The sequence below is a fragment of the Dyella humi genome (assembly GCF_044904605.1).
GTDB lineage: Bacteria > Pseudomonadota > Gammaproteobacteria > Xanthomonadales > Rhodanobacteraceae > Dyella_B > Dyella_B humi.
Genome location: NZ_JADIKI010000023.1, coordinates 331,015 through 354,387, shown reverse-complemented (window position 1 = coordinate 354,387; position 23,373 = coordinate 331,015). Strand labels below are relative to the sequence as shown.

General features: G+C 62.2%; 28 protein-coding genes. 11 read left to right on the top strand and 17 right to left on the bottom strand.

The features are described from left to right. Positions 1-189: 189 nt before the first annotated feature. From ptsP to ISP18_RS12820, 12 genes are all read right to left on the bottom strand, one after another. Positions 190-1,932, bottom strand: coding sequence for a phosphoenolpyruvate--protein phosphotransferase (ptsP, locus tag ISP18_RS12875; protein WP_380012382.1), 1,743 nt, complete (start codon positions 1,930-1,932; stop codon positions 190-192). A 124-nt stretch (positions 1,933-2,056) separates the two neighbouring features. Further along, complete coding sequence (locus tag ISP18_RS12870; protein ID WP_380012379.1) at positions 2,057-2,326, bottom strand: HPr family phosphocarrier protein; 270 nt, start codon at positions 2,324-2,326, stop codon at positions 2,057-2,059. Then, on the bottom strand, positions 2,319-2,711 hold the full coding sequence (locus tag ISP18_RS12865; protein ID WP_333680383.1) for a PTS sugar transporter subunit IIA: 393 nt from the start codon (positions 2,709-2,711) through the stop codon (positions 2,319-2,321). Before ISP18_RS12865 ends, ISP18_RS12870 begins: the two co-directional genes overlap by 8 nt. A 40-nt stretch (positions 2,712-2,751) precedes the next feature. Next, positions 2,752-3,645 (bottom strand): RNase adapter RapZ, encoded by an 894-nt coding sequence (gene rapZ, locus ISP18_RS12860; RefSeq protein ID WP_380012376.1) that lies wholly within the window; start codon positions 3,643-3,645, stop codon positions 2,752-2,754. A 4-nt stretch (positions 3,646-3,649) separates the two neighbouring features. Beyond that, on the bottom strand, positions 3,650-4,600 hold the full coding sequence (gene hprK / locus ISP18_RS12855; protein WP_380012373.1) for an HPr(Ser) kinase/phosphatase: 951 nt from the start codon (positions 4,598-4,600) through the stop codon (positions 3,650-3,652). Between the two features lie 256 nt (positions 4,601-4,856). After that, a complete protein-coding gene (hpf, locus tag ISP18_RS12850) occupies positions 4,857-5,180 on the bottom strand; it encodes a ribosome hibernation-promoting factor, HPF/YfiA family (protein ID WP_380012370.1) in 324 nt (107 codons plus the stop codon). 155 nt (positions 5,181-5,335) lie between these two features. Next, complete coding sequence (locus tag ISP18_RS12845; RefSeq protein ID WP_380012367.1) at positions 5,336-6,823, bottom strand: RNA polymerase factor sigma-54; 1,488 nt, start codon at positions 6,821-6,823, stop codon at positions 5,336-5,338. A 141-nt stretch (positions 6,824-6,964) separates the two neighbouring features. Continuing rightward, positions 6,965-7,684 carry an LPS export ABC transporter ATP-binding protein gene (gene lptB, locus ISP18_RS12840; protein WP_380012364.1) on the bottom strand — a complete coding sequence of 240 codons (720 nt, stop codon included), beginning with the start codon at positions 7,682-7,684 and terminating at the stop codon, positions 6,965-6,967. A 9-nt stretch (positions 7,685-7,693) separates the two neighbouring features. After that, positions 7,694-8,377, bottom strand: a complete 684-nt coding sequence (lptA, locus tag ISP18_RS12835; protein ID WP_380012361.1) for a lipopolysaccharide transport periplasmic protein LptA — start codon at positions 8,375-8,377, stop codon at positions 7,694-7,696. Continuing rightward, positions 8,274-8,936 carry an LPS export ABC transporter periplasmic protein LptC gene (gene lptC / locus ISP18_RS12830; protein WP_380012358.1) on the bottom strand — a complete coding sequence of 221 codons (663 nt, stop codon included), beginning with the start codon at positions 8,934-8,936 and terminating at the stop codon, positions 8,274-8,276. Before lptC ends, lptA begins: the two co-directional genes overlap by 104 nt. Further along, on the bottom strand, positions 8,933-9,475 hold the full coding sequence (locus ISP18_RS12825; RefSeq protein WP_380012355.1) for a KdsC family phosphatase: 543 nt from the start codon (positions 9,473-9,475) through the stop codon (positions 8,933-8,935). The genes lptC and ISP18_RS12825 overlap by 4 nt, the downstream gene beginning before the upstream one ends. 12 nt (positions 9,476-9,487) lie before the next feature. Further along, positions 9,488-10,498, bottom strand: coding sequence for a KpsF/GutQ family sugar-phosphate isomerase (locus tag ISP18_RS12820; RefSeq protein ID WP_380012352.1), 1,011 nt, complete (start codon positions 10,496-10,498; stop codon positions 9,488-9,490). A gap of 168 nt (positions 10,499-10,666) precedes the next feature. On the opposite strand from ISP18_RS12820, the gene ISP18_RS12815 reads away from it, so the two are divergent. Further along, positions 10,667-10,906, top strand: a complete 240-nt coding sequence (locus ISP18_RS12815) for a BolA family protein (protein WP_380012349.1) — start codon at positions 10,667-10,669, stop codon at positions 10,904-10,906. Between the two features lie 45 nt (positions 10,907-10,951). Continuing rightward, complete coding sequence (murA, locus tag ISP18_RS12810; protein WP_380012346.1) at positions 10,952-12,211, top strand: UDP-N-acetylglucosamine 1-carboxyvinyltransferase; 1,260 nt, start codon at positions 10,952-10,954, stop codon at positions 12,209-12,211. Between the two features lie 161 nt (positions 12,212-12,372). On the opposite strand, the gene ISP18_RS12805 is transcribed toward murA, so the two are convergent. The 3 genes from ISP18_RS12805 to purM all read right to left on the bottom strand — a co-directional run bounded on the left by ISP18_RS12805 (position 12,373) and on the right by purM (position 14,984). After that, positions 12,373-13,080, bottom strand: a complete 708-nt coding sequence (locus ISP18_RS12805; protein WP_380012343.1) for a DUF3108 domain-containing protein — start codon at positions 13,078-13,080, stop codon at positions 12,373-12,375. A gap of 57 nt (positions 13,081-13,137) precedes the next feature. After that, positions 13,138-13,779, bottom strand: coding sequence for a phosphoribosylglycinamide formyltransferase (gene purN / locus ISP18_RS12800; RefSeq protein ID WP_380012340.1), 642 nt, complete (start codon positions 13,777-13,779; stop codon positions 13,138-13,140). A 176-nt stretch (positions 13,780-13,955) separates the two neighbouring features. Beyond that, positions 13,956-14,984 carry a phosphoribosylformylglycinamidine cyclo-ligase gene (gene purM, locus ISP18_RS12795; protein ID WP_380012337.1) on the bottom strand — a complete coding sequence of 343 codons (1,029 nt, stop codon included), beginning with the start codon at positions 14,982-14,984 and terminating at the stop codon, positions 13,956-13,958. A 98-nt stretch (positions 14,985-15,082) separates the two neighbouring features. Between purM and ISP18_RS12790 the strand changes: the two genes are divergently transcribed. The 8 genes from ISP18_RS12790 (at position 15,083) to ISP18_RS12755 (ending at position 20,163) form a co-directional block, all read left to right on the top strand. Further along, positions 15,083-16,075 carry a DUF2066 domain-containing protein gene (locus ISP18_RS12790; protein ID WP_380012334.1) on the top strand — a complete coding sequence of 331 codons (993 nt, stop codon included), beginning with the start codon at positions 15,083-15,085 and terminating at the stop codon, positions 16,073-16,075. Between the two features lie 16 nt (positions 16,076-16,091). Further along, positions 16,092-16,688, top strand: coding sequence for a CDP-alcohol phosphatidyltransferase family protein (locus ISP18_RS12785; RefSeq protein WP_380012331.1), 597 nt, complete (start codon positions 16,092-16,094; stop codon positions 16,686-16,688). Positions 16,689-16,780: 92 nt separating this feature from the next. Beyond that, positions 16,781-17,935, top strand: coding sequence for an AI-2E family transporter (locus ISP18_RS12780; protein WP_380012328.1), 1,155 nt, complete (start codon positions 16,781-16,783; stop codon positions 17,933-17,935). Further along, the gene (gene hda / locus ISP18_RS12775) at positions 17,932-18,627 is read left to right on the top strand and encodes a DnaA regulatory inactivator Hda (RefSeq protein ID WP_380012326.1); all 696 of its coding nucleotides are present in this window, start codon (positions 17,932-17,934) and stop codon (positions 18,625-18,627) included. Before ISP18_RS12780 ends, hda begins: the two co-directional genes overlap by 4 nt. A gap of 36 nt (positions 18,628-18,663) precedes the next feature. Then, positions 18,664-18,924: a DUF2164 domain-containing protein gene (locus tag ISP18_RS12770; protein WP_380012323.1), complete on the top strand. Its 261-nt coding sequence runs from the start codon at positions 18,664-18,666 to the stop codon at positions 18,922-18,924. 12 nt (positions 18,925-18,936) lie between these two features. Beyond that, entirely contained in the window at positions 18,937-19,356 is a 420-nt protein-coding gene (locus ISP18_RS12765; protein WP_380012320.1) for a GFA family protein, read from the top strand. After that, the gene (locus ISP18_RS12760; protein WP_380012317.1) at positions 19,356-19,754 is read left to right on the top strand and encodes a VOC family protein; all 399 of its coding nucleotides are present in this window, start codon (positions 19,356-19,358) and stop codon (positions 19,752-19,754) included. The genes ISP18_RS12765 and ISP18_RS12760 overlap by 1 nt, the downstream gene beginning before the upstream one ends. Positions 19,755-19,776: 22 nt before the next feature. Further along, complete coding sequence (locus tag ISP18_RS12755; RefSeq protein WP_380012314.1) at positions 19,777-20,163, top strand: VOC family protein; 387 nt, start codon at positions 19,777-19,779, stop codon at positions 20,161-20,163. A gap of 47 nt (positions 20,164-20,210) precedes the next feature. On the opposite strand, the gene ISP18_RS12750 is transcribed toward ISP18_RS12755, so the two are convergent. Next, positions 20,211-21,014: an inositol monophosphatase family protein gene (locus ISP18_RS12750; protein ID WP_380012311.1), complete on the bottom strand. Its 804-nt coding sequence runs from the start codon at positions 21,012-21,014 to the stop codon at positions 20,211-20,213. 145 nt (positions 21,015-21,159) lie between these two features. Between ISP18_RS12750 and ISP18_RS12745 the strand changes: the two genes are divergently transcribed. Beyond that, entirely contained in the window at positions 21,160-21,918 is a 759-nt protein-coding gene (locus ISP18_RS12745; RefSeq protein WP_380012308.1) for an RNA methyltransferase, read from the top strand. A 112-nt stretch (positions 21,919-22,030) separates the two neighbouring features. Here ISP18_RS12745 and ISP18_RS12740 read toward each other — a convergent pair whose 3' ends face one another. After that, positions 22,031-23,359 (bottom strand): hemolysin family protein, encoded by a 1,329-nt coding sequence (locus ISP18_RS12740; protein WP_380012305.1) that lies wholly within the window; start codon positions 23,357-23,359, stop codon positions 22,031-22,033. Between the last annotated feature and the right edge of the window lie 14 nt (positions 23,360-23,373).

Genomic DNA, 23,373 nt, shown 5'->3' with positions numbered 1-23,373 from the left:
TTGATCGCAAGAAGTATTTTTCGCAATGATGATGACTTGCGTGCAGTTTCCTAAGTGGTTCCTCCCCCTGCTTGCAGGGGGAGGGCAGGAGGGGGTGAACACTTGCGGGAAAGTTTGAGGCAAGTGTTCACCCCACCCCAGCCCTCCCCTGCAAGCAGGGGAGGGGGCCGTCTCTCGCTACGTTGAACGCTATATCGACATGTTGCAGGTGACGGAAGCGAGCAATGCTTCGGCTTCTTCATGCGTGCACGCGCGAATAAGGCGTGGTGCAAAGCTGCGCAACTTTGCGTAATTGAGCGTGGCTAGGCGATCGCGCACGTGCAGGATGCGGCTGGGATGCATGCTGAATTCGCACAGGCCCAGGGCGAGCAGCAGTGCGGTGAAGTTCTCGTCGCCACCAATTTCGCCACACAAGCTCACCGGCTTGCCGGCACGTCGGCCTGACGAGATCACATGCGAGATCAAGCGCAGCAACGCGGGCTGCAGCGGGTTGTAGATGTTTTCAAGCGCATCGTTGCCGCGATCGGCAGCGAGCACGTATTGCGCCAGGTCATTCGTGCCGATGGCGAGGAAGTCGGAGTGCTCGAGCAGGGCGCGCACGTTGATCGCCGCGGCGGGCACTTCGATCATCGCGCCCAGTGCCAGTTTTTCCGGCAGGTCGATGTTCTCGCGCTTGAGTTCCTGTCGCGCCAGCTTGAACAGCGTGCGCACAGCGATCAGTTCATCCGGCTGGGTGACCATCGGCACCAGCACGCGCACCGGACCGTAGCAGGCAGCACGCAAGATGGCGCGGATCTGCGTGGTGAATACCGCCGGATGGCGCAGCGACAATCGCACGCCACGCACGCCGAGCGCAGGATTTTCTTCGCCTCGGATCACCAGGCCCGCGGCATCGGCTTTATCGGCGCCGAGATCGAGCGTGCGGATCGTCACCGGCGCACCGCCCATGCCCAGTACCGCGTCGCGATAAGCGATGAACTGTTCGTCTTCCGACGGCAAGCCTTTGTGGCTCAGGAACAGGAATTCCGTGCGGTACAGGCCGATACCGTCCGCACCGCGCGCGCGGGCCATAGCGACATCACTGGGCGATTCGGCGTTGGCCAGCAGGCGCACGTCCGCGCCGTCGCGCGTGCGCGTGGGCGCGTTCGCCAAGCTGGCCAGACGGCGGCCTTCCTGTACGGCTTCGCGCTGCCATGCGCGGTAGCGGGCAAGATCCTGCGCGGTAGGGTGCACCACCGCTTCGCCACGTTCGGTGTCGAGCAGAATCAGGTCGTCGTCGTGGATGGTGGAGAGCGCATCGCGCGTGCCCACCAGCATCGGCAGGTTGAGGCTGCGCGCGAGAATCGCGCTGTGCGAATACGGACTGCCGGAACTGGTGATTACGCCAAGCAAACCGTTGCCGGCCAGATGCGCCATGTCGGCTGGCGCGATGGTATCGGCCACCAGGATTTCGCCGACACGCGCGGCGAGCTTGCGTTCTTCCGCGCTGGTTTGGCGTTGCAGGGCAGAGATGACGCGGCCGATCACCTGGTCCACGTCTTCCATGCGGCTACGCAGATACGGATCGTCCATGGCCGCGAAGACACCGGCGAGACGGTCGCGCTGCTTTTTCAGCGCGGCCCCTGCGCGGTAGCGGCCGATGGTGATCATCTCGTCCAGGCCGCGCAGCAGTTCGGCATCGTCCAATAAAAGACTGTGCGCGTCGATGAACTCGTTGACCTCGCGCGCCAGCGCACCGTGCAGCTTGCCGCGCAGTTCGTGCAGCTCCTGCCGCGCGGTGTCGAGCGCGATGTGCAGGCGTTCGAGTTCGGAGGGAATTTCTTCCTCGCTCAGCGGGCGGGTGTCGACCAGGTAGCGGCTGGGCTGCACGAGACGGGCGCGACCCAATGTCATGCCGCGCGAGGCCATGGTGCCGGCGAGGATTTGCCTCACGGGCACCTCCTTGCGGAGGTGCGGGGAACGAGGAACGGGGAACGGGGGACGTGAGCAGCGCGCAAGGACGAGTCACGCCGCAAACGTGACGTTCCTCGTTCCCTGTTCCCCGTTCCCTGTTTCATCATGCCCCCTCGTCGAATTTTCGTTCGAACAGATCGATCACCGCGCTGAGCGCCGTGTCTTCATCCGGCCCATCCGCACGAATGGTCAGCGGGGTGCCGATGCCAGCGGCTAACATCATCACGCCCATGATGCTTTGCGCATTCACTTCACGACCTTTGCTGATCAACCATACGGTGGATTTGAAACTTTGCACGAGCTGCACCAGCTTTGCCGATGCGCGGGCATGCAAGCCCAGTTTGTTGGAGACGACAATTTCTTTTTCAAGCATGGTCTATGAAAATTCCTCCGCGACCGCCGCTGGCCGCGATTTCTGCAAGTTCGTCCAGCGGCTTGTCGGCGTAGTTGAGTACGCGCAGCAGCATGGGCAGGTTCAATCCCGAAACACAGCGCAGCCTTACACCCACCGCACTCAACGACAGCCCGATGTTGCAGGGCGTGGCGCCATAGAGATCGGCCAACACCAGCACGCCTTCGCCTTGATCCAGTTCGCGCGCATGCTTGGCCGTGAGCGTGCGCATGACATCCGGATCGGCCCGTGCAGGCACTTCCACGGTGGCGACCCGTAGCGGCAGCTTAGGCAGCACGTGACGTGCGGCTTTCACCAGCGCCTGGCCGACCGATTCGTGGGTCATCAGAAGCACGCCGACAGTCATGACACGGCGGCTTCGGTTGGGTTAGTTAAGGACATAAGCATCACTCGAGTTCGCGATGGAATGTGAGAACGCCTTCGCGCGCGGTGCGATAGTGCGCGGCAAGTTTCTCTACCAGGTACACCGAACGGTGACGACCGCCGGTGCAGCCAATGGAAATGGTGACGTAGCTGCGATCGTCTGCCTCGAAACGGGGCAGCCACGCATCCAGCCAGCGTGTGGTGTCGGCGAAGTATTCGCTCACTATCGACTGCTGTTCGAGGAACTCGCGCACCGGTGCGTCCTTGCCGGACAGCGGGCGCAGCGTGGGTTCCCAGTGCGGGTTGGGCAGGCAGCGCGCGTCGAACACGAAATCCGAATCCAGCGGCAGTCCGCGGCGGAAAGCGAACGACTGAAACATCAGCGTAAGCCCGGCGGTGGTCTGCGCGTAACCGGTGGCAATCAGCCGACGCAACTGATGCACGTTCAAGTCGCTGGAATCGATCACGCGTTCGGCGATGGCCACCAGTGGACGCAGCAGGCGGCGTTCCTCGGCAATCGCATCGGCCAGCGACATGCCGCGAATGGCCAGCGGATGGCGGCGGCGCGTTTCGGAGAAGCGCTTGGTCAGCACCGCATCGCTGCAGTCGAGGAAGATCAGATGCACCTGCACGGTGGCGGCCAGCGTGGACAGCACCTGCGGCATATGCTGGAAATCTTCGGCGCGGCTGCGCACGTCCACGCCGACGGCGATGCGACGACGACGGCTGTCGCCGCGCGTGGCCGCTTCCACCAGTTCCGGCAGCAACACGCTGGGCAGATTGTCGACGCAGTAGAAATCCAGGTCTTCCAGCGCGCGCAGGGCGACGGTCTTGCCGCCGCCGGACATGCCCGTGAGCACCACCAGGTGGATGGCGTTCGGGTCGTCGTTGTTGATCAGTCCTTCGTATTGAGTCATGCGATTACCATGGCGGCAGTCGGCGCATCTGGTGGGCTTGACGGTCCATGAAGCTCTGCGCCGGATCGATGCCCTTGCTCTTCAACATATGGCTGCGCACCGCCGCTTCCACCAGTACCGCCAGGTTGCGGCCGGGCGCGACGGGCAGGGTGATCATCGGCACCTGCACATCGAAGATTTCACGGTGACCCACGTCGCCGGTGAGGCGCGTCAGCGCATCGACGTTCTCGCCGTCGCGCAAGGGCTTGAGATGGATCAGCAAGCGCAGGTACTTGGAGGTTTTCACCGAGGTGTGGCCGAACATCTCGCGCACGTTGAGCACGCCCAGGCCGCGCACTTCCAAAAGGTCCTGCAGTAGTTCGGGGCAGGCGCCGTCGATCACGTCCGGCGCGATCAGGGTGAATTCCGGGGCGTCATCGGCCACCAGGCGATGGCCGCGGCTGATCAACTCCAGCGCCAGCTCGCTTTTGCCGGAACCGGCCTCGCCGGTGATCAGCACGCCGATGGAGAACACCTCCAGCAACACGCCGTGCAGAGTGAGGCGCGGCGCCATGGTGCGCGCGAGGTGATATTGCATCCAGGTGAGCAGCTCGTGGCCGCGTTTGGCGCTGATCCACAGCGGGGTGTCGGTTTCCTCGGCCACTTCGCGCAGGTCGGAAGGAATCGCTTGATCCTTGGTGACGATGAAGGCCACCGGATGCGTGGCGGCGGCCTTGTGGATCACTTCCCAGCGCTGGCGGGAATCGAGGCTGTCGAGGTAGCTCAGCTCCTCGGTGCCGACGATCTGGATCTTGTTCGGATAGATGACGTTGAGATAACCCACGAGAGACGGGCGGCGCGCTGGCGTGGAGCCGTAGTCGAGCACGCGCGTTTCGCCGCGCATGCCGGCCACCCAGCGCAAAGCCATGCGCTCGTGGATGTCATCGAAGAGTTGTCTTGCGGTAAGGCGGTCCAAGAGGTTCCCTTTGCGCCGCGTGGCTGCCTGGGGCGGGGCGGCGGCAAGGGACATTGTGCCAGCTTTGCGGCCCTCTCTCCCTCGTGAGAGGTTCGCTGCTTATTCCCGCTCCCCTCCAGGGAGAGGGAAGGGTGAGGGGGCAATCTTGCGTGGGAGTACATCGGAGTGGGGGTTCTATTGAGGTCCGGGGCAAGCCGTGGCCCCTCACCCCTGCCCCTCTCCCCTAAGGGGAGAGGGGGAACACTTGGCGGTGTTATTAACCGTACTGACGGATTTCCCTTACTTCACGTTGATGCTTATCGCACAGCTTGTCGCGATGGCGGCGAAGTTGGTCGACGAGCTTGTCGAACAGGTTGTCGATCGAGGCGTACATGTCGTTCTCGGTGGCTTCGGCGTGCATGGTATTGCCCGCTACCTTGAGCGTTCCCTCGGCGCGCTGCTGAAGCTTGTCCACCGAGAGCACCACGTTCAGGCTGACGATGCGGTCGTCGAGGCGGGTCAATCGGTCAAGTTTGGCTTCGGCGCGGCTGCGCAAAGCGGGAGTTACTTCGATCCGTTGGCCACTGAGTTGGAATTGCATGGTACGCCTCCTTCAAGAGCTGCCGCCATTGGCGGCGTTGGTCGATGCGCAGATCAAAGTGACGTGATCGTTGCATCGTGAAGCAAGACCTTGTGTATGAAAGTGGGATCGTTCTATCGCAACGCAAGTTCCCCGGCAGCGCCGAAGCAACGCGTTCAGATATTGCGCTGTCGCTCGCTGGAGCTGGGAATACGCAGAATTTCCCGGTACTTCGCGACCGTGCGACGCGCTACCTGAATGCCCTTGCCGTGCAACTCCTCGGCAAGCGCCTGGTCGGAGAGCGGCTTGCGCGGGTCTTCGTTGTCGACCAGCTTGCGCAGCATGGCCTGGATGGCGGTGGCGGACGCGCTGCCGCCGTCTTCGGTGGAAACGCCGCTGGAGAAGAAATACTTCAGTTCGTACGTGCCGCGCGGCGTGTGAATGTATTTGCGGGTAGTTACACGTGAAATCGTCGACTCATGCATACCTACCTCCTCGGCCACTTCGCGCAGCACCAACGGCTGCATCGCTTCCGGACCGTAGTCCAGGAAAGCGCTCTGCCGCCGCACGATGGCTTCGGCGACCTTCATCAGTGTTTCGGCACGGGACTCCAAACTTTTAATCAGCCAACGCGCTTCCTGCAGCTGGCCGCGCATCCAGCTGGCATCGTCGCCGCGCGCCCGTGCAATCAGGCTGCAGTAGTGCTGGTTGAGGCTGAGCTTGGGCTGGCTGTCGGGATTCAAGAGCACGCGCCAGCGCGTACCATCCTTGCGCGCGTATACGTCCGGCGCCACGTATTCCACCGGCGTGGTGTCCATGGCGGCGCCCGGGCGCGGATCCAGGCTGCGGATGAGAATGGCCGCGCCGGTGGTGTCTTCTTCGGTGGCGTGCAAGCGACGGGCGAGCTTGGCCATGTCGTTGCGCGCCAGCAGTTCCAGTTCTTGCTCGACGATGCGCAAGGCAAGATCGCGATACGGCGTGCTCGGATCGAACTGCTCGAGCTGCGCGCGCAGACAGTCCGGGAGATCGATGCTGGCCACGCCAGCCGGATCGAAATGCTGCAGCTGGCGGCGCACGGTTTCCACTTCTTCGTGCGTGGCTTTGAGGTGCGGCGGCAGTGCGGCGAGTACCGCATCAATACCTTCGACCAGGTAACCATCCGTGTTCAATGCGTCGATCAGCACCGTGGCGATCAACTTGGCACGCGGATCCATCGGCGTGAGGTTGAGCTGCCACAGCAGGTGTTCCTGCAATGACTCCGGCGCGGCGCCTTGCGGCTCCATGCCTTCTTCGTCGCGATTGCTCGAACTACTGCTGCCGTTACCGTTACCGTTGACGGTGGAGAAATCGATCGGCTCGTCGGAACTCATTTCCGGCTCGGTCCATTCCGGCGCTTCGTCGTTGGCGTCGCTGCCGGAAGCGGAGCTGCTGCTGACCCCGTTCAAGGGTTCGAATTCGTGGTCGAATTCACCATCCGCTTCGGTTTCGTCCTGCTCCTCCTGCGTGGCATCTTCGGCGAACTCGAGCAGAGGATTGCTCTCGGCGAGTTGACGCAACTCGGCAGCCAGCTCCAATTGCGACAATTGCAACAGGCGAATGGCCTGTTGCAGCTGCGGCGTGAGAGCCAGCTGTTGATTGAGACGAAACTGAAGCCCTGGTTTCATGCCTGCCAAAAGGGATAAGACGGCCTCATCCTAACCCTTCGACGGAACGCCGGCCATAGCTGCAGAGGCGGAAATTGCGGCGCGGTAATGCGGATGTGAAGCGGCGCAAATTAAGCTTGTGCGGGCGAAAAAGTTGGAGTATTACAGACGGAATTCCCGTCCCAGATAGACCTCGCGCACCCGCTCGTCGGCGAGGATGTGCGCCGGGGTGCCGCGCGAAAGTACTTCGCCCTCATTCATGATGTAGGCACGGTCGCAGATGCCCAGCGTCTCGCGCACGTTGTGATCGGTGATCAGCACGCCGATGCCGCGTTCCTTCAAGTGCCGCACGATGCGCTGGATTTCGCCCACCGAGATTGGGTCGACGCCGGCGAACGGTTCATCCAGCAACATGTAGCGCGGCTGCGCGGCGAGGGCGCGCGCGATTTCCACACGACGCCGTTCGCCACCGGACAGGCTGATGCCTTTCTGTCCAGCGATGTGTGCGATTTTCAGTTCGTCCAGCAGGCTTTCCAGTTCGCCGTCGCGCTTGCGCGGCTCCAGCCCTTCGCGCAGTTCCAGCACGGCCATGATGTTGTCCGCCACGCTCAGACGGCGGAACACCGAGGCTTCCTGCGGCAGGTAGCCGATGCCGAGCTTGGCGCGCGCGTGCATGGGCAGGCCGGTGATGTCCTGCTTGTCGAGCTTGATCGCGCCGGCATCGGCCTCGATCAGTCCCACGATCATGTAGAAGCAGGTGGTTTTGCCGGCGCCGTTGGGGCCGAGCAGACCCACTACCTCGCCCTGGCGGATCGAGAACGCGAAGTCGCGCACTACTTGGCGCGCGCGGAAACTCTTTTGCAGGCCTTCTGCGGAAAGCATGGGTAACGGTTATTCCTTGGAGGCGCTGCTGGCGGACGCCGGTGCGCGGGTGCTGGATGACGATGCCGGCTTGGACGAGTTCGGCGCGGGATTGCCCACCGGCTTGGCGGGCACGGGTGGGTTGGCTGGTGCGCCTTTCTTCGGCGGTGGCAGCGGTTTCTGCTTCGGCAGGAAGGTCATGACGACGGGGGCGCCGTTACCGCTCTCGCCGACCATGTAACTGGTCTGCGTGTTGTAGGTGAGCTTGGCGCCGCGTGCGTCGCCCTTGTTCTGCTGGTGGACGTAGGCGTTGCCGGTAAGAATCGCGATACCGTTGACGTTGTCGTAATACAGCTGATCGGCATCGCCGGTCATCAGGTTGCCGTTGTCGTCGATTTGCTCGATGTGCGGGCGCTTTTGCGGAGTGCCGGTGACGACGACGTGATCGACCGACGTGTCTTCCTTGGCCGTGTAGATTTTTGCGATATCGCCGGTCAGCTTCATCGTGCCCTGTGTGATCAGCACGCTGCCTTTGAAGGTACTGATGGTGTTGGGCTGGTTGTAACCGTCCATGCTGTCGGCATGCACCACGTGGATCGGTTGATTGCGATCATCCTGCTTTGCCAGCGCCGGTTGCAGAAGCAGCAGCCCCGCGGCCAGCAGGCTGAGTCGTAGCATTTTTCTGGCGCGGATACAGGATGCCGTGCACGTCATGGAGCAACTCCAGATGGTTATCGTTGAGGTTGGCACGCATGCCAACGCCGTTCATGATGCTTTCGCCTTGCGTCATGGTGGCCGGATCCGCAGTTTCCATGCGGTTCTCCTTCGGCCAGCCGGTGACGTTGGAGGTGCGTAATGTTGCCATGGGACCCTGCGTGTAGGCAGGGCGGTACATGTAGACCGCACCATCCAGGCGCATCAGTGTGCCTGTTTTGTTGACCCAGCCGAACGGTGCATTGCCGTGCCAGTCCGGGACGCCGGGGTTTTTCGAGGTGATCTGGAACACCGGCGCGTTGATGTACAGCGATTCGTCGCCGCCGCGGCGATCCATGCGCGGCGCTGTCATAGTGAAGCTCAGGAGCCCGTCCACGTCATAGCTCCACACCGTGGCGTTGTAGAGCACGTAATCGGCAATCGGCGGGCCGATGAAATCGTTGGCCGGTGGCGCGCCTACCACCCAACTGCGCAGCATCCAACTGGCTGGCGCTGCGATGGCGAGCAGCACGATGGCGACGTTGAGGCGATTGTCGCGTAGGTATTGGCGAAAGTTCACCGCCAGTGCTCCTGTTCGGCCGCGCTCTTGCCCTGCGCATGCAGGATCAGGTCGCACACTTCGCGCACAGCGCCCATGCCGCCGCCCAAGCTCGTCTGCCAATGCGCACGCTGCACCACCCACGGATGCGCATTCGCCACCGCTACGGCGAGGCCGGCGAGATGCATGGCGGGGAGGTCGGGCAGGTCGTCGCCGACGAAGGCGGCTTGCTCGGGCGCAAGTTCCAGCGCTTCGAGGATCTGGCGCATGCATTCGCGCTTGTCGGACTGGCCTTGATAGACGTGCGCGATGTTTAGTTCTTCCGCGCGCAAGGCAACAGGATGACTGATGCGCGCGCTGACGATTGCGACCTCGATGCCATGCGCCTGCAGCCGCTTCAAACCGAGACCGTCATGCACGTGAAACACCTTGGTTTCATGGCCACTTTCGCTGTACCACAGGCGACCGTCGGTGAGCGTGCCGTCCACGTCGAACGCGGCCAAGCGAATCTTGGCGGCGCGAGCGAGCACGTCGGCAGTCAAATTGGAAAGATATTCCATGCAACGTTTCCGTCAGACCACGCGCGCGCGCAGCAGGTCGTGAATGTTGAGGGCGCCGACTACGCGCTGTGCGTTGTCGACCACCAGCAGGGCGTGAATCTGGTACTTCTCCATCACCTGCGCCGCCTCGATGGCGAGCTTGTCGGCACCGATCACTTTCGGGCCGCGCGTCATCAGGTCACTGACGCGCGCATTGCGCAGGTCCACGCCGTCGTCGTCCAGTGCGCGGCGCAAGTCACCGTCGGTGAACACGCCCAGCAGGCGCTGCTCGGTGTCGACCACGGCGGTCATGCCTAGGTGCTTGCGTGTCATTTCCATCAGGGCTTCGGTGAGGCTGGCGTCGGGGGAAATCATCGGGATGCCCGGGCCGGTGTGCATCACATCGCTGATGTGCAGCAACAGACGGCGCCCCAGGCTGCCCGCCGGGTGGGAACGCGCGAAGTCCTCAGAGGTAAACCCGCGCGCTTCCAGCAGCGCGATGGCCAGCGCATCGCCCATCACCAGCGCGGCAGTGGTGCTGGCGGTGGGGGCCAGGCCCAGTGGGCAGGCTTCCGCCGAAATGCCGGCGTCCAGATGCACATCGGCCTGACCGCCGAGGGAGGAATCCGGATTGCCGGTGATGGCGATCAGCGGAATGCCCTGGCGCTTGATCACTGGCAGGATGAACAGGATCTCGTCCGTTTCACCCGAGTTGGACAGGGCCAGCACCACGTCTTGCGGCAGGATCATCCCCAGGTCGCCATGGCTGGCCTCACCCGGATGCACGAAAAAGGCCGGCGTGCCAGTGGAAGCCAGGGTGGCAGCGATCTTGCGCCCCACGTGCCCGGATTTGCCCATGCCGGTGACCACCACGCGCCCCTTGCAGCTCAGAATCAGCCGGCAAGCATCGACGAAAGTCTGGTCGATGCGCGGTTCCAGCGCCCGGATGGCAGCCGCTTCGGTGGCGATGACCGTGCGCGCGCTGCGCACGATGGCGGCGGCATCCACGCGGCTGGCTTTGGCTTTGGTGATGGGGGCGTTCATGCGTCCTCGCGGCGGGCTGGGCAGGGGCTGCCAACACGTGTGTCGTTTCTGCGACAGCAGATTTCCATTAACATGGCATATTCGCATTCTATCTTGATGCCTGTCGCCAATGGCTCGACCTGTACGGGTTGGCAGCCGGCGTTCAGTATCTCAGCAATTGGAAAACCGATGGACGCAGCCAGCATCCAGGCAATGATCGAAACGGGCCTGCCCGGCGCAAAGGCGAACGTGCAGGGTGACGATGGGGTGCACTTCGAGGCGGAAGTAGTGGCCGCGCAGTTTGCGGGTAAGCTGCCGTTGGCGCGTCACCGTCTCGTTTACGGCACCTTGGGTGACCTCATGGGTGGCGCGATTCACGCGCTTGCGCTCAAGACTCTGACACCGGAAGAAGCCGCTGCGCGCCGTTGACGGCGCCGCGATCGCTCCCGGTTTCGCTTATTTCAAGGATTCCCGATGGCAAAAATCCTGATCAGCGGCGGCGAGCCGCTACGCGGTGAAGTGGGCATTTCCGGCGCGAAAAACGCCGTGCTGCCCATTCTCGCCTCCTGCCTGCTGGCCGACGAGCCGGTCACGATCAGCAACGTACCGCACCTGCACGACGTCACCACCACCATGGAACTGCTCGGCCAGATGGGTGTGCAACTGGTGCTGGACGATCGCATGAAGATCCAGGTGGATCCACGCTCGGCCGATCGCTATTTCGCGCCGTACGAACTGGTGAAAACCATGCGCGCCTCGATTCTGGTGCTGGGGCCGCTGGTGGCGCGCTTTGGCCAGGCCGAGGTCTCGCTGCCCGGCGGCTGCCAGATCGGTTCGCGTCCGGTGGATCAGCACATCCGCGGCCTGCAGGCGCTGGGCGCAGAGATCGAAGTGGAGAACGGCTACATCAAGGCTCGCGCCAAGCGCTTGAAGGGCGCGCGCATTGTGATGGATATGGTCACCGTCACCGGCACCGAGAACGTGATGATGGCGGCGGTGCTCGCCGACGGCACCAGCGTGATCGAAAACGCAGCGCAGGAACCGGAAGTAGTGGACCTGGCCAATTGCCTCAATACGCTAGGCGCGCAGATCGAAGGCGCGGGCACGTCCACCTTGGTGATTCACGGCGTGGAACGCCTGCATGGCGGCCACTACGAAGTGCTGCCCGATCGCATCGAAACCGGCACCTTCCTGGTCGGCGCGGCGATGACCGGCGGCAAGGTGCGCGCCCGTAATGCGCGCTCCAACACGATGGATGCCGTGCTGGTGAAGCTGGAAGAAGCCGGCGCACACGTTTCCACCGGTCCAGACTGGATCGAGCTGGACATGCAGGGTCGCCGCCCGAAAGCGGTGAACATCACTACCGCGCCGTACCCCGCATTTCCCACCGACATGCAGGCGCAATTCACTGCGCTCAACTGCGTGGCCGAAGGCGTGGGTGTGATCACCGAAACCGTGTTCGAAAACCGCTTCATGCACGCGCATGAATTGCAGCGTTTGGGCGCGGACATCCGTCTGGAAGGCAACACTGCGATCATCCGCGGCGTGGGCAAGATGAGTGGCGCGCCGATCATGGCGACCGATCTACGTGCGTCGGCTTGCCTGGTTCTGGCTGGACTCGTGGCGGAAGGCGATACGACGGTGGATCGCGTGTATCACATCGATCGCGGTTACGAGAATATTGAAGAGAAACTCAGTACGTTGGGCGCGAAGATTCGTCGCCTTCCCACGTAATCTTCAATGTCGTCATTCCGGCGAAGGCCGGAATCCAGTTTGAATACGTCGTGCGAAGCACACAAAATCTTTTATGTAGTGTGCTTCATCTTTTATGTAGTGTGCTTCGCACGTCATTTTTGACTGGATTCCGGCCTTCGCCGGAATGACGAGCGAAAAATCTACGGCGAACTGTAGCGAATCAGCTCCAACGTCAAATCTCCACCATCGCTCTGCGCCAATTTCACCGGCACCGAGTACTGCTTCGGCACGTACCACGCATCGAAATGCTTGTCCGAATCGGTGCGCGTCACGCGCTCGGCCTGGAAGCTGCCGGCTGGTACTTTCACCGTCTCGGTGCCCTGCACCTTGAACTGTTGTTGCTCCACGCGCTGTTTCACGCCTACCGGTAGCGTCACGTTCTGGTTGCCGTTGCGCAGCGCCAAGCCCAGCGCGAGCGACATCGTGTTGCGATCGACCAAGCCCGGCACTGCGGCATAGTTCGTGACGCCTTTGCCTTCGTCCACGCTCACCTGCTTGGTGTTCCAGTTCACCTGCATCGTGCGCTGCTTGGTTTTCAGCGCAGAAACTTTGGAGTTGTAGGTTTCGGTTTCGGGTGTTTCATTGTTCCAGCGGAAACGCGTGACGTCGCTGGAGTTCGCGCCAAGCATCGCAGCCAGCCCGGACGTGCCGTGAATCTGGTTGCTGTATTCGTATTCGCCGTTACCGAGCGATTTCAGCGTGATGGTCGCTTCGCCCATCGCCTCGCCCTGGCGCGAGACCTGGTAAGTGGCGGTGAACGGCGTCGGCTGTGCGGCGAACGCGGCGCTGGTGGAGACGGCCAGCACAAGGCCGGCGAGAAGGGAGCGAGGGAGGTTGAGTGTGCGCATGGATCGGCAGTGTACCCGTCGAGCCTGAACGCGTATTCAGCGGACGAGTTTTTCGTCCTACCACCGTAAGGGTTTGCGAAGCGGTTCACCATCGAAAGCAATGCCTTGCTCGCCCAGCGTCAGGCGGCCGGCGGCAATCAGAGCGACCACGGCAGGCAGCAATTGGTGTTCCAAAGGCAACAGCCGGGTGGCCAGCGTGGCTTCGTCGTCGCCGGTTTCGATCGTCAGCGTGGCCTGCGCAATCACCGGGCCGCCGTCGAGTTCGGCCGTTACGTAGTGCACGCTGGCGCCGTGTTCAAGATCGCCGGCTTTCAACGCGCGGCGGTGCGTGTGCAGGCCGCGGTACTTGGGCAACAGCGAGGGATGGATGTTGATCATCCGCCCGGCCCAGGGTTTCAGCGCGTCACCATCGATGATGCGCATGAAGCCGGCCAGCACGAGCAGATCTGGCTTGCTGGCGGCGATGCGATCGAACAGTGCGAAATCGTAAGTGCGGCGATCGGCGTAATCGCGCGGATCGAGCACCATGGTTGGCACGCCCGCGCCTTGTGCAAGTTGCAGCACGGGCGCATCGGCTTTGTCGCTGGCGACCAGCACGAATTCCACCGGCAGTTCTCCGCGCTCGTGCGCAGCCAGCAGCGCGGCGAAGTTGCTGCCGCGGCCGGAGGCAAGGATGGCGATGCGTAGAGGGGTGGGCATTGAGAATGGGCTGCCGATAGCGAATTTTATGCTGCCGTCATTCCCGCGAAAGCGGGAATCCATGTTGCTCTGATGCAAAAGGCAAAGATGGATTGACCAGCTTCGCTGTTGAAAAGCGCCTCCGCTTCCGCGGGAATGACGGCCAAAAAACAGTTGCCGCGAGTTTGCTAAAGGCATCAACCAATATGCACGCGCTCGTCGCCTTGCGCCTTCACCACTTCGCCGATCACCCAGCTCTTCAAACCATGCCTGGCCAGCAAATCAGATGCTGCGCCCACCGCGTCGCGCGGCAGCAGCACGGTGAAACCCACGCCGCAATTGAAAGTGCGCCACATTTCCTCGCGTGCCACCTTGCCTTCGTGCATCAGCCAGTCGAACACCGGCGGCAGCACGATAGCGTTGGCGTCGATCTGCAAGCCGAGGCCGTCCGGCACCACGCGAATGATGTTTTCCTTCAGGCCGCCGCCAGTGATATGGGCCATGCCATGCACCGGTGTCGATTTCAGGAGTTCCAGCATCGGCTTGACGTAGATGGTGGTCGGCGCCATCAGCGCATCGGCCAGCGTCACGCCGCCGAGATCGAGATCCAGCGGGCTGCCGGCGCGCTCGACGATCTTGCGGATCAGCGAATAGCCGTTGGAGTGCGGACCAGACGAAGCGACGGCGAGGATCACGTCGCCGACGACGATGCCGTCACCGCTGAGCAGCGCGTCTTTTTCCACCGCACCGACGGTAAAGCCGGCGAGGTCGTATTCGCCCGGCGGATACATGTCGGGCATCTCGGCGGTTTCGCCGCCGATCAGCGCGCAGCCGGCCAATTCACAGCCCTTGGCGATGCCGCCGACCACGGCCACAGTGGTGTCCACGTCAAGCTTGCCGGTGGCGAAGTAGTCGAGGAAGAACAAGGGCTCTGCACCTTGCACCAGCACGTCGTTCACACACATGCCGACCAGGTCGATGCCGATGGTGTCGTGCCGGTTCAATTGCTGCGCCAGCTTGAGCTTGGTACCCACGCCGTCGGTGCCCGAGACCAGCACCGGCTCCTTGTAGCGCGTGCCCAGATTGAACAGGCCGCCAAAGCCGCCCAGCCCGCCCATCACTTCGGGACGGAAGGTGCGCTTGACCAGCGGCTTGATGCGTTCGACCACGGCATTGCCGGCATCGATATCCACGCCTGCGGCGCGGTAGGTGAGGGCGTCGGACATGGCCAACCTGGCTTTTGGAAAACGTCCAATGATAGACGTTAAGGGCTGGATTGGGCAGACTTTCCTCCGATCCCCATTCCAAACACGGCCCCCAACTCATGCGTCTGTCACGCTTGCCGATCGCCATTCTGCTGTTTGGTCTCTTCCTGGGGCTTGTCCCGGTCGTGCAGGGTCAGACCACCTCGCCCTACACCGTGGTGGTGCCAGTGCCCGATACCAGCGGGACCCAGCGCAACCAGGCGTTCCAGACCGCCCTGGGTCAGGTGCTGGTGCGAGTTTCCGGTGGTCAGGATTTGAGCGACAAGCCCGGCTACGCCGAGGCCATGCAGAACGCAGCCGGCATCGTGAAGCAGTTCCAGTATCAGGCTGATGGCGGCAATCCGCCGACCTTCACGCTGGCGGTGAGTTTCGACCAGGGTGCGGTGCAGCGCCTGGTCACGCAGATGGGCGCCACCACAGCGGGCGTAAAGCCGCCGCTGCTGCTGATCGTGAAAGGCAGCGACGGTCAACTGCTCAACAAGAATGACTTGGGCGCGCTCAGCAGTGCGGTCAACAAGCGCGGCTATCAGGTGAGTTATGCCGATCCGGCCCAACTGCCCGATTTGGGCAAGCTGGCCGATGCCGATCCTGCCGCCTTGTCGGCGATCGGCCGGCTGTATCACACCGGCCTGGTGCTGATGGGTGATCTGCATGCAAACGCCGCCGACTGGACGCTGATCAGCGGTGGACAGGCCCAGCATTGGAACGCGCAAGGCGGCAACCAGGACAACCTGTTCGCCGATGCCGGCACCGCGGCTACCGGCCGCCTGGGGCAGGCGCTCAACGTGATTGCCACGGGTGACGTGAACGGCAAGCTGTGGGTCTCTGGCCTGCATTCGGCCATGGATTACGCCAACATGGTCGCCACGCTGCGCGCCGATCCTTCGGTGCGGAACATCTACACCGTGAGTGCCCAGGACGATGGCGTACTGCTGGCTGTGAAGGCCGGTATGCCGCTGGACAATCTGGTGACCAACCTCGCCGCCGGCGGACGCGTGATGGAAGGCAGTTCGCACGATGGCGCGGACGCGACCCTGCGCTGGCTACACTGAGAGCATGATCACTGCGATGCCATCCGCGTCGCATTCTCCTTGGCGGCATCTGCCCAACGCCATCTCCATGCTGCGAGTGTTGCTCGTGGCACCGATCGGCTGGCTGCTGTGGCATGAAAAGTGGCCTTCCGCGCTGGCGCTGGTCGCCATAGCCGGCGCATCGGACGGGTTGGACGGGTTTCTCGCGCGTCACTACGGCTGGCAGAGCCGGCTCGGCGGCATGCTCGATGCAATCGCCGATAAGCTGCTGTTGATCTGCTGTTTCGTGATCCTGGCCTGGCGGCAGGAAGCGCCGCTGTGGCTGGCGGTGATCGTATGCGGTCGGGATCTGGTGATCGCCGCAGGCGCGCTCGGCTGGCGCGTGCTGATTGGCCCGATCGAGCCGCAGCCAAGCTTGTTGTCGAAAGCGTGCACGCTGGCGCAAATCATTTATCTGCTCACGGTGCTGCTGGCGCTGGCGTGCTGGCCGGGGTTGCGTTCGTCTGCGCTGGCTTGGCTGGTGGCCGTGCTGTGCGTAGCGAGCGGCGTGGACTACGTGGTGCGGTGGTCGCGCCGCGCCTGGCGCGCGCTTCATGGCAACTCGCGCCTCCCGCCGGGGAAAGGGTTGGGGTGAAAGGCCCAGCCTGCGCAAGACATCAAGGCTTTGAACGGCCCTCCACATCAGCCACACTTGCTCCTCGTTCGTCCACGACCCACGAGCCCTTCGTGTCCATAAGCCAAGAGACATCCCGCCGCTGGCAGATGCTGGCGATCATCGTAGCCATCGGATTGCTGATCTGGCTGCTTGCGCCCGTGCTGATGCCGTTTGCGATCGCCGCCATGCTGGCTTATCTCAGCGATCCGCTGGCCGACCGGCTGGAGCGTTTGGGATTGGGGCGCACGCTGGCGGTGAGCATCGTCTTCGTGCTGCTGATCTTGCTGATCGTCGCGGCCCTCCTGTTGCTGGTACCGCTGATCGCGCGGCAGGTCGAGAACCTTGTGCAGAACTTTCCGCGCTACGTGGAATGGAGCAGGGACACGGCCGTGCCGTGGCTGCAGGCCAAGTTGCACTTGGATCCCAAGGCGTTCGACACCGATCGCCTGGTCGACCAGATCAAGGAACACATCGGTTCCATCGGCACCGTGATCGGCACGATCTCGCGCTCCGGCCTCGGCGTGGTGGCGTGGCTCACCAACGTGGTGCTGATTCCGGTGGTGTGGTTCTACCTGCTGCGCGATTGGGATCGCCTGGTGGCATGGATCGATCGCATGCTGCCACGCTCGGTCGAGCCCACCGTCGCGCATCTGGCGCGCGAATCCGATATGGTGCTCGGCGCCTTCGTGCGCGGACAGTTGCTGGTGATGCTGGCGCTGGCCATCTACTACGGCGTGGCGCTCACGCTGGTGGGCATTTCGGTGGGACCGCTGATCGGCATGGTTGCCGGCTTACTGAGCTTCGTACCGTACCTGGGTTTCATCACCGGTTTCGTCGCGGCGATCATCGCTTCGCTGGTACAGCACGGTGACTGGATGCATCTACTGATGGTGGTAGGTGTGTTCGTCATCGGGCAGTTGCTGGAAGGCTACGTGCTGGTGCCGCGATTGGTTGGTGAGAAGATCGGCCTTCATCCGGTGGCGGTAATCTTCGCCGTGCTGGCCGGTGGTTATCTGTTCGGCTTCCTCGGTGTCCTGCTTGCCCTGCCGGCGGCGTCGGTAATCCTAGTGCTGCTGCGTTATCTCGCGCAGCGCTACAAACAAAGCGATCTGTACACCGAGGGAGGCGAACCCGACAGTGTGATCGCCGAAATCGACGTAACGGTTCATGAGAACGAAGGCGGCGATGCATCGGCGCACGTGATCGGCAACAGCGATCCATCATGACCACGCAACTTCCGCTGGACCTGCGCTGGCCCCGTCGGCAGCGCTTTGAGCATTTCCATGCCGGCGCCAACGCCGCGGCCTTGGCCGCGGTGCAGGCGCTTGCTACGCAACCCGATGCGCCGTGGGTATATCTGAGCGGCGTTGCGGGTAGCGGCAAGAGCCACCTGCTGATGGCGGCCTGCCACGCGGCGCACGAAGCCGGGCGCACGGTGCAATACCTGCCATTGCGGAAATTGCACGAACATTTCATGGCGTTGCGCGGCGTTGCCGGCAGCCAGTTCATCGCGCTCGACGACATCGATGCGCTGGCCGGCGAACGCGAAGCCGAACATGCTTTGTTCGATCTCTACAACCGTGCCCGCGCCGAAGGCACCGCGCTCATCTTCGCGGCTGAGACGGTGCCCGCGCAGCTCGCGCTTACGCTGCCGGACCTGCGCTCGCGGCTGGGTGCTTGCACACAGTTCACGCTCAAGGCGCTGGACGATGGCGAACGTCGCGAAGTGCTAAAGCGCCAGGCCGCGCTGCGCGGCATCGAACTGGACGACACCGTGCTCGATTGGTTGTTCGCTCGTTACGCGCGCGATCTGGGCGCGTTGCTCGATTTGCTCGATCGGCTGGATCAGGCGTCGCTGGCGGCGCAGCGGCGTATTACCGTTCCATTCCTGCGTACGTTTCTGCGCGAAGCAGGTTAGTCGGCGAAAAACATTCTTCAATATGAGGATGGTGTGATGAGTACGACGGAAATCGCATTCTCGCCGGCCGAAAAGGACGTGATCGTTCGTAAGATCAAGCTCTATTTCTCTGAAGAGTTGCATCAACAGATTGGCAGTTTCGATGCGGAATTTCTCCTCGATTTCTTTGCGAAGGAGATCGGCGCGTACTTCTACAACCGCGGCCTGTACGATGCGCAGGCGCTGCTATCCAAAAAGATCGACGACGTGCAGGATGCGATTTATCAGCTTGAGCGGCCTACGGAATTTCAACGGTGACCGGAGGGTGACATGAGCGCCAGCGATAACCCATCCAGCCGTATGCTTTCGGGCGAATGCATGTGCGGCGCGATCCATTATCGCGTCGAGGACGGATTTCTCTACGCGCTGAACTGCCATTGCTCGCAATGCCGCAGGACGACCGGTTCCGCGTTCAAACCTTTCGCTGGCATCGAACGGAGCCGGCTGAGTGTCGTCAAAGGTGCCGAGGATCTTATGATTTTCGGCGACGAAAATGGACATGATGCACATTGCGGACAGTGTGGTTCGCTGCTGTATTCAGTTGTGCGCGAAGGGCAGTATGTGCATGTCACCTTAGGAACCTTGATCGATGATCCGTCCATACGTCCGACTGCACACATTTTCGTCGGTTCGAAGGCACCGTGGTTCACGATTACCGATGAGTTGCCGCAGCACGAGGAATTTGACTAATGCTAAAGACCATCACGCCATTTCTGATGTTCGAAGGCGCCGCAGAAGAAGCGATGAAGTTCTACGTTTCTCTGTTCGATGATTCGAAGATCGTTTCGGTGGAACGCTATGCTGCCGGAGAAGTAGGTGTCGAAGGCAGCATAAAAATCGCGTGCTTCGTGCTATGTGGCCGGACTTTTCGCTGCTCGGATAGTCCGATAAAACATGCTTTCACGTTCACACCATCGATTTCGCTTTTTGTCGACCTTGACGACGAATCGGAAATCACGCGGGTTTTCTCCACGCTTGCGAATGATGGCAAAGTGCTGATGCCGCTGGATAGTTATGGGTTCAGCAAAAAGTTCGGCTGGGTGAACGATCGCTTCGGTGTATCGTGGCAACTCAATTTGCCTGGGTAATTTCTTCATCAAGGAACGTGACGTGATCGACCACACCGGCATTTCCGTCAGCAATTTCGAGCAAAGCAAGGCGTTCTACACCAAGGCGCTTTCGGCCATCGGCTATGCGTTGCTGATGGAGTTTCCCGCGTCGGTTACCGGCAGCACGGACGTGGCAGGTTTCGGCGAACCGCCCAAGCCAGATTTTTGGATTAGCAAGGGCGTGCCCAACCAGCCGCGGATGCATGTGGCATTTCGCGTTAACAGTCGTGCGACGGTCGATGCGTTCTATAAGGCAGCTATGGCTGCCGGCGGACGCGACAACGGCACGCCCGGCATTCGTCCGCATTATCACCAGCATTATTACGGTGCTTTCGTGCTTGATCCGGACGGGCATAATGTTGAAGCGGTGTGTCATTCGCCGGAATAACGGCCAGACAAGATTGGACGCCGCTTAAATTGATTGCCTGATGGCGCTCACGCCCTCAACAACGTCGGCGTCGCCTGCGCACCAATCATCTCCACCATCGCCTTCGCCACGTGCAAGTTGCCGGCGACGATGTTGCCACTTTCCGGAATGCCGTCGCGGCCGGCGAAATCGCAGTACGTGCCGCCTGCTTCGCGCACCAACAGCACGCCTGCAGCCATGTCCCACGGCTTCAAGCCGATTTCGAAGAAGCCGTCGTAGCGGCCGGCGGCGGTGTACGCCAGGTCGAGTGCGGCGGAACCGGAGCGACGGATGTCTTCGGCTTGCGATAGCAAGGAGCGAGTCATCGCCAATTGCGTATCCAGGTGTGCACGCTGGCGATAGGGGAAGCCGGTTGCGATCATTGCCCCGGCCAAGCCTTCGCGCTTGCTGACGCGGATGCGGCGATCGTTGAGATAAGCGCCGTCGCCCTTGCTGGCTGTGAACAGTTCGTCGCGCAGCGGATCGAATACCACCGCGTACACCGGCTCGCCCTTGTCGAGCAGGGCGATGGAGACGCTGAAATGCGGAATGCCGCGCAGGTAGTTGTGCGTGCCGTCCAGCGGATCGATCACCCACACTTGCGGGCTCTTGCCGATGGCGCCGCCTTCCTCGGCGAGGATGGCGTGAGTGGGGTAAGCGCGGCGCAGTTCCTTGACGATCTCCGCCTCAGCCAGCCGGTCGACCTCGGACGCGAAGTCCATGCGTTGTTTCTCAACGACGTTGAGGCCGTCGATGCGGTTCATGTAACGCAGGATCACGTTTCCGGCGGAGCGCGCGGCGCGTACCGCGACGTTGACGGCGGGTCTGGTCATGGCTTTGGCTTGGCAAAAGAACGGGTTAGCGGCCGGGAATGGTAACAGAGCAGGCGCGCAGCGGCGAGCGACGTTCGGCCGGACCCGCCCCCGACTCGTGCTCCTCCACTATCCTTGCCAGCCCGAAAACGCTTGATCCTGTTGCATGACTGACGCCGACCTTCCCAGCCGCTTCCGTTTCGTCCTCGTTCGCACCTCGCACCCCGGCAATATCGGCAGCGCGGCACGGGCGATGCGCACCATGGGCTTCAGCCGCATGGAACTGGTCTCACCGCATCGCTTTCCGGATCGCGATGCATCGGCCATGGCGGCGGGCGCGGACGATGTGTTGGAAGGGGCGGGCATCCATGCGGGGTTGGTGGACGCATTGGCCGGTACCAGCCTGATCCTGGGGCTCTCGGCCCGGCGTCGTGAAGTAAATCTGCCGGAGCTGACACCGCGCGAAGCCGTTGCGCAGGCGCTTGCCGCAGCGGAACGCGGGGAACAGGTGGCACTAGTGTTCGGCAACGAGCGCACGGGTCTGGAGAACGACGAACTGGCGCGTTGCCACGCGATGGTGCGCATTCCCAGCGTGGACGATTTCAGCTCGCTCAACCTCGCCCAGGCGGTGCAGGTGGTGGCTTATGAGTTACGCGTAGCGCTGCTGGGCGAAAAGCTACCCGCGCCGCCGCCTGTGCACGATGAGCCGCCTGCGGATGCAGCGCAGTTGGAGCGTTTCTTCGAGCATTTGGCGCAAACGCTGGACGATATCGAATTCCATAAAGGCCGCTCGCCGAACATGATCATGCGGCGGTTGCGCAAGTTGTTTTTGCGCGCGCAGATGGATGAGCGCGAGTTGCGCGTGTTGCATGGGATTCTGGCGGATGCGCAGCGGATGGCACAGTTGGCGCGGGAGAGAAAGTAGCCGCCATTTCTGTGCTAGCGGTAACGTAGGCTGGCATGACAATCCCAGCTATTTCCACATCCGTTGCCGGGATTGGTATCCCAGCCTACCAACATTCAGCCTACACGCAGCATCACTGCTCGTCGTCCGCTAACTCAATCCGCGGCGCAGGCGTAACCAATAGCTTGTCGATGCGCGCGCCATCCAGATCCACCACTTCAAAACGTATCCCGCGCCACGCAAACACCTCGCCTGTTTGCGGAATGTGGCCGAGCGCGGTCATCACCATGCCGGCGGCGGTGCGGAAATCGTGTTCGTCTTCGCCTGGTAGGTGATCCAGATGTAGCAGTTCGCGCAAGTCGTCGGTGGAGAGCGCGCCGTCTACCAGCCAGCTGCCATCTTCGCGCTGCACGATCGGTGAGTTATCTTCCCCACCGCCGCCGTGGCCGAGCTGGCTGGCGCCGACCACTGCGGCAAGCAGATCGTTGAGGGTGACGATGCCGTCGATGTCGCCGTATTCGTCCACTACCAGCGCCATCGGCGTTTCGGCGTCGCGGAATTCTTCCAGAAGATCCAGCGCGCGTGCGGTGGCGGGCACGTACAGCGGCTTGGCCAGCGTGCGGAACAGATCCGGACGTCCGAGGGTGATACAGCCCAGGAGGCTCTTCACTTCCAGCACGCCGACCACATCGCTTTCGTCGTCGCGGTAGACCGGGTAGCGCGAATAAGAAGAGGTTTGCCGCAGCACTTCGAGGTTTTCTTCCAGCGGCGCGTTCATGTCTAGCCAGGCGATGCGCATGCGCGGTGTCATCACGCTGTCCACGGTGCGATCGCCCAGTCGCAGCACGCGATTGACCATCGCCTGCTCGTCAACGTCGAGCACGCCTTGCTCGGTGCTTTCGGCCACCAGCAGGCGGATTTCTTCTTCCGTGGCGGCACTATTGCCGCGATCTTTTACACGTAGCAGCTTAAGCAGCACGCCACTGGAGCGGTTGAGCATCCACACGAAAGGAGCGGTGGCTCGCGCGAGCACCAGCATCGGCATGCCGACGATACTCGACACCTCCTCCGGCGCCGACAGCGCCAAGCGCTTGGGCACCAATTCGCCGACCACGATCTGGATGAAGGAGATCACCACGAATCCCAGCACGATGCCAATGATTCGGGTGTAGGGCACCAGCCAGGCGATGCTGCCGTCGTGCAGTAACTTGGCGATTTCGGTGCCCATGGCATCACCGGCCACCGCGCCGGTAATCAACATCACCAGGGTGATGCCTACCTGCACGGTGGAAAGAAAGTGCTCCGGCGCCTCGGCATGCCTGAGGGCAACCTGGGCGCGGCGACTGGTACGGGCCATCTGCTTGAGCCGGCTCTTGCGCGAGGCGACCAGCGCCATTTCGGACAGCGCGAAAAAACCGTTGCAGAGGGCGAGAAGAAGGACGAGCGCGATTGTGGTCAGCATCGCGACAGGGCATC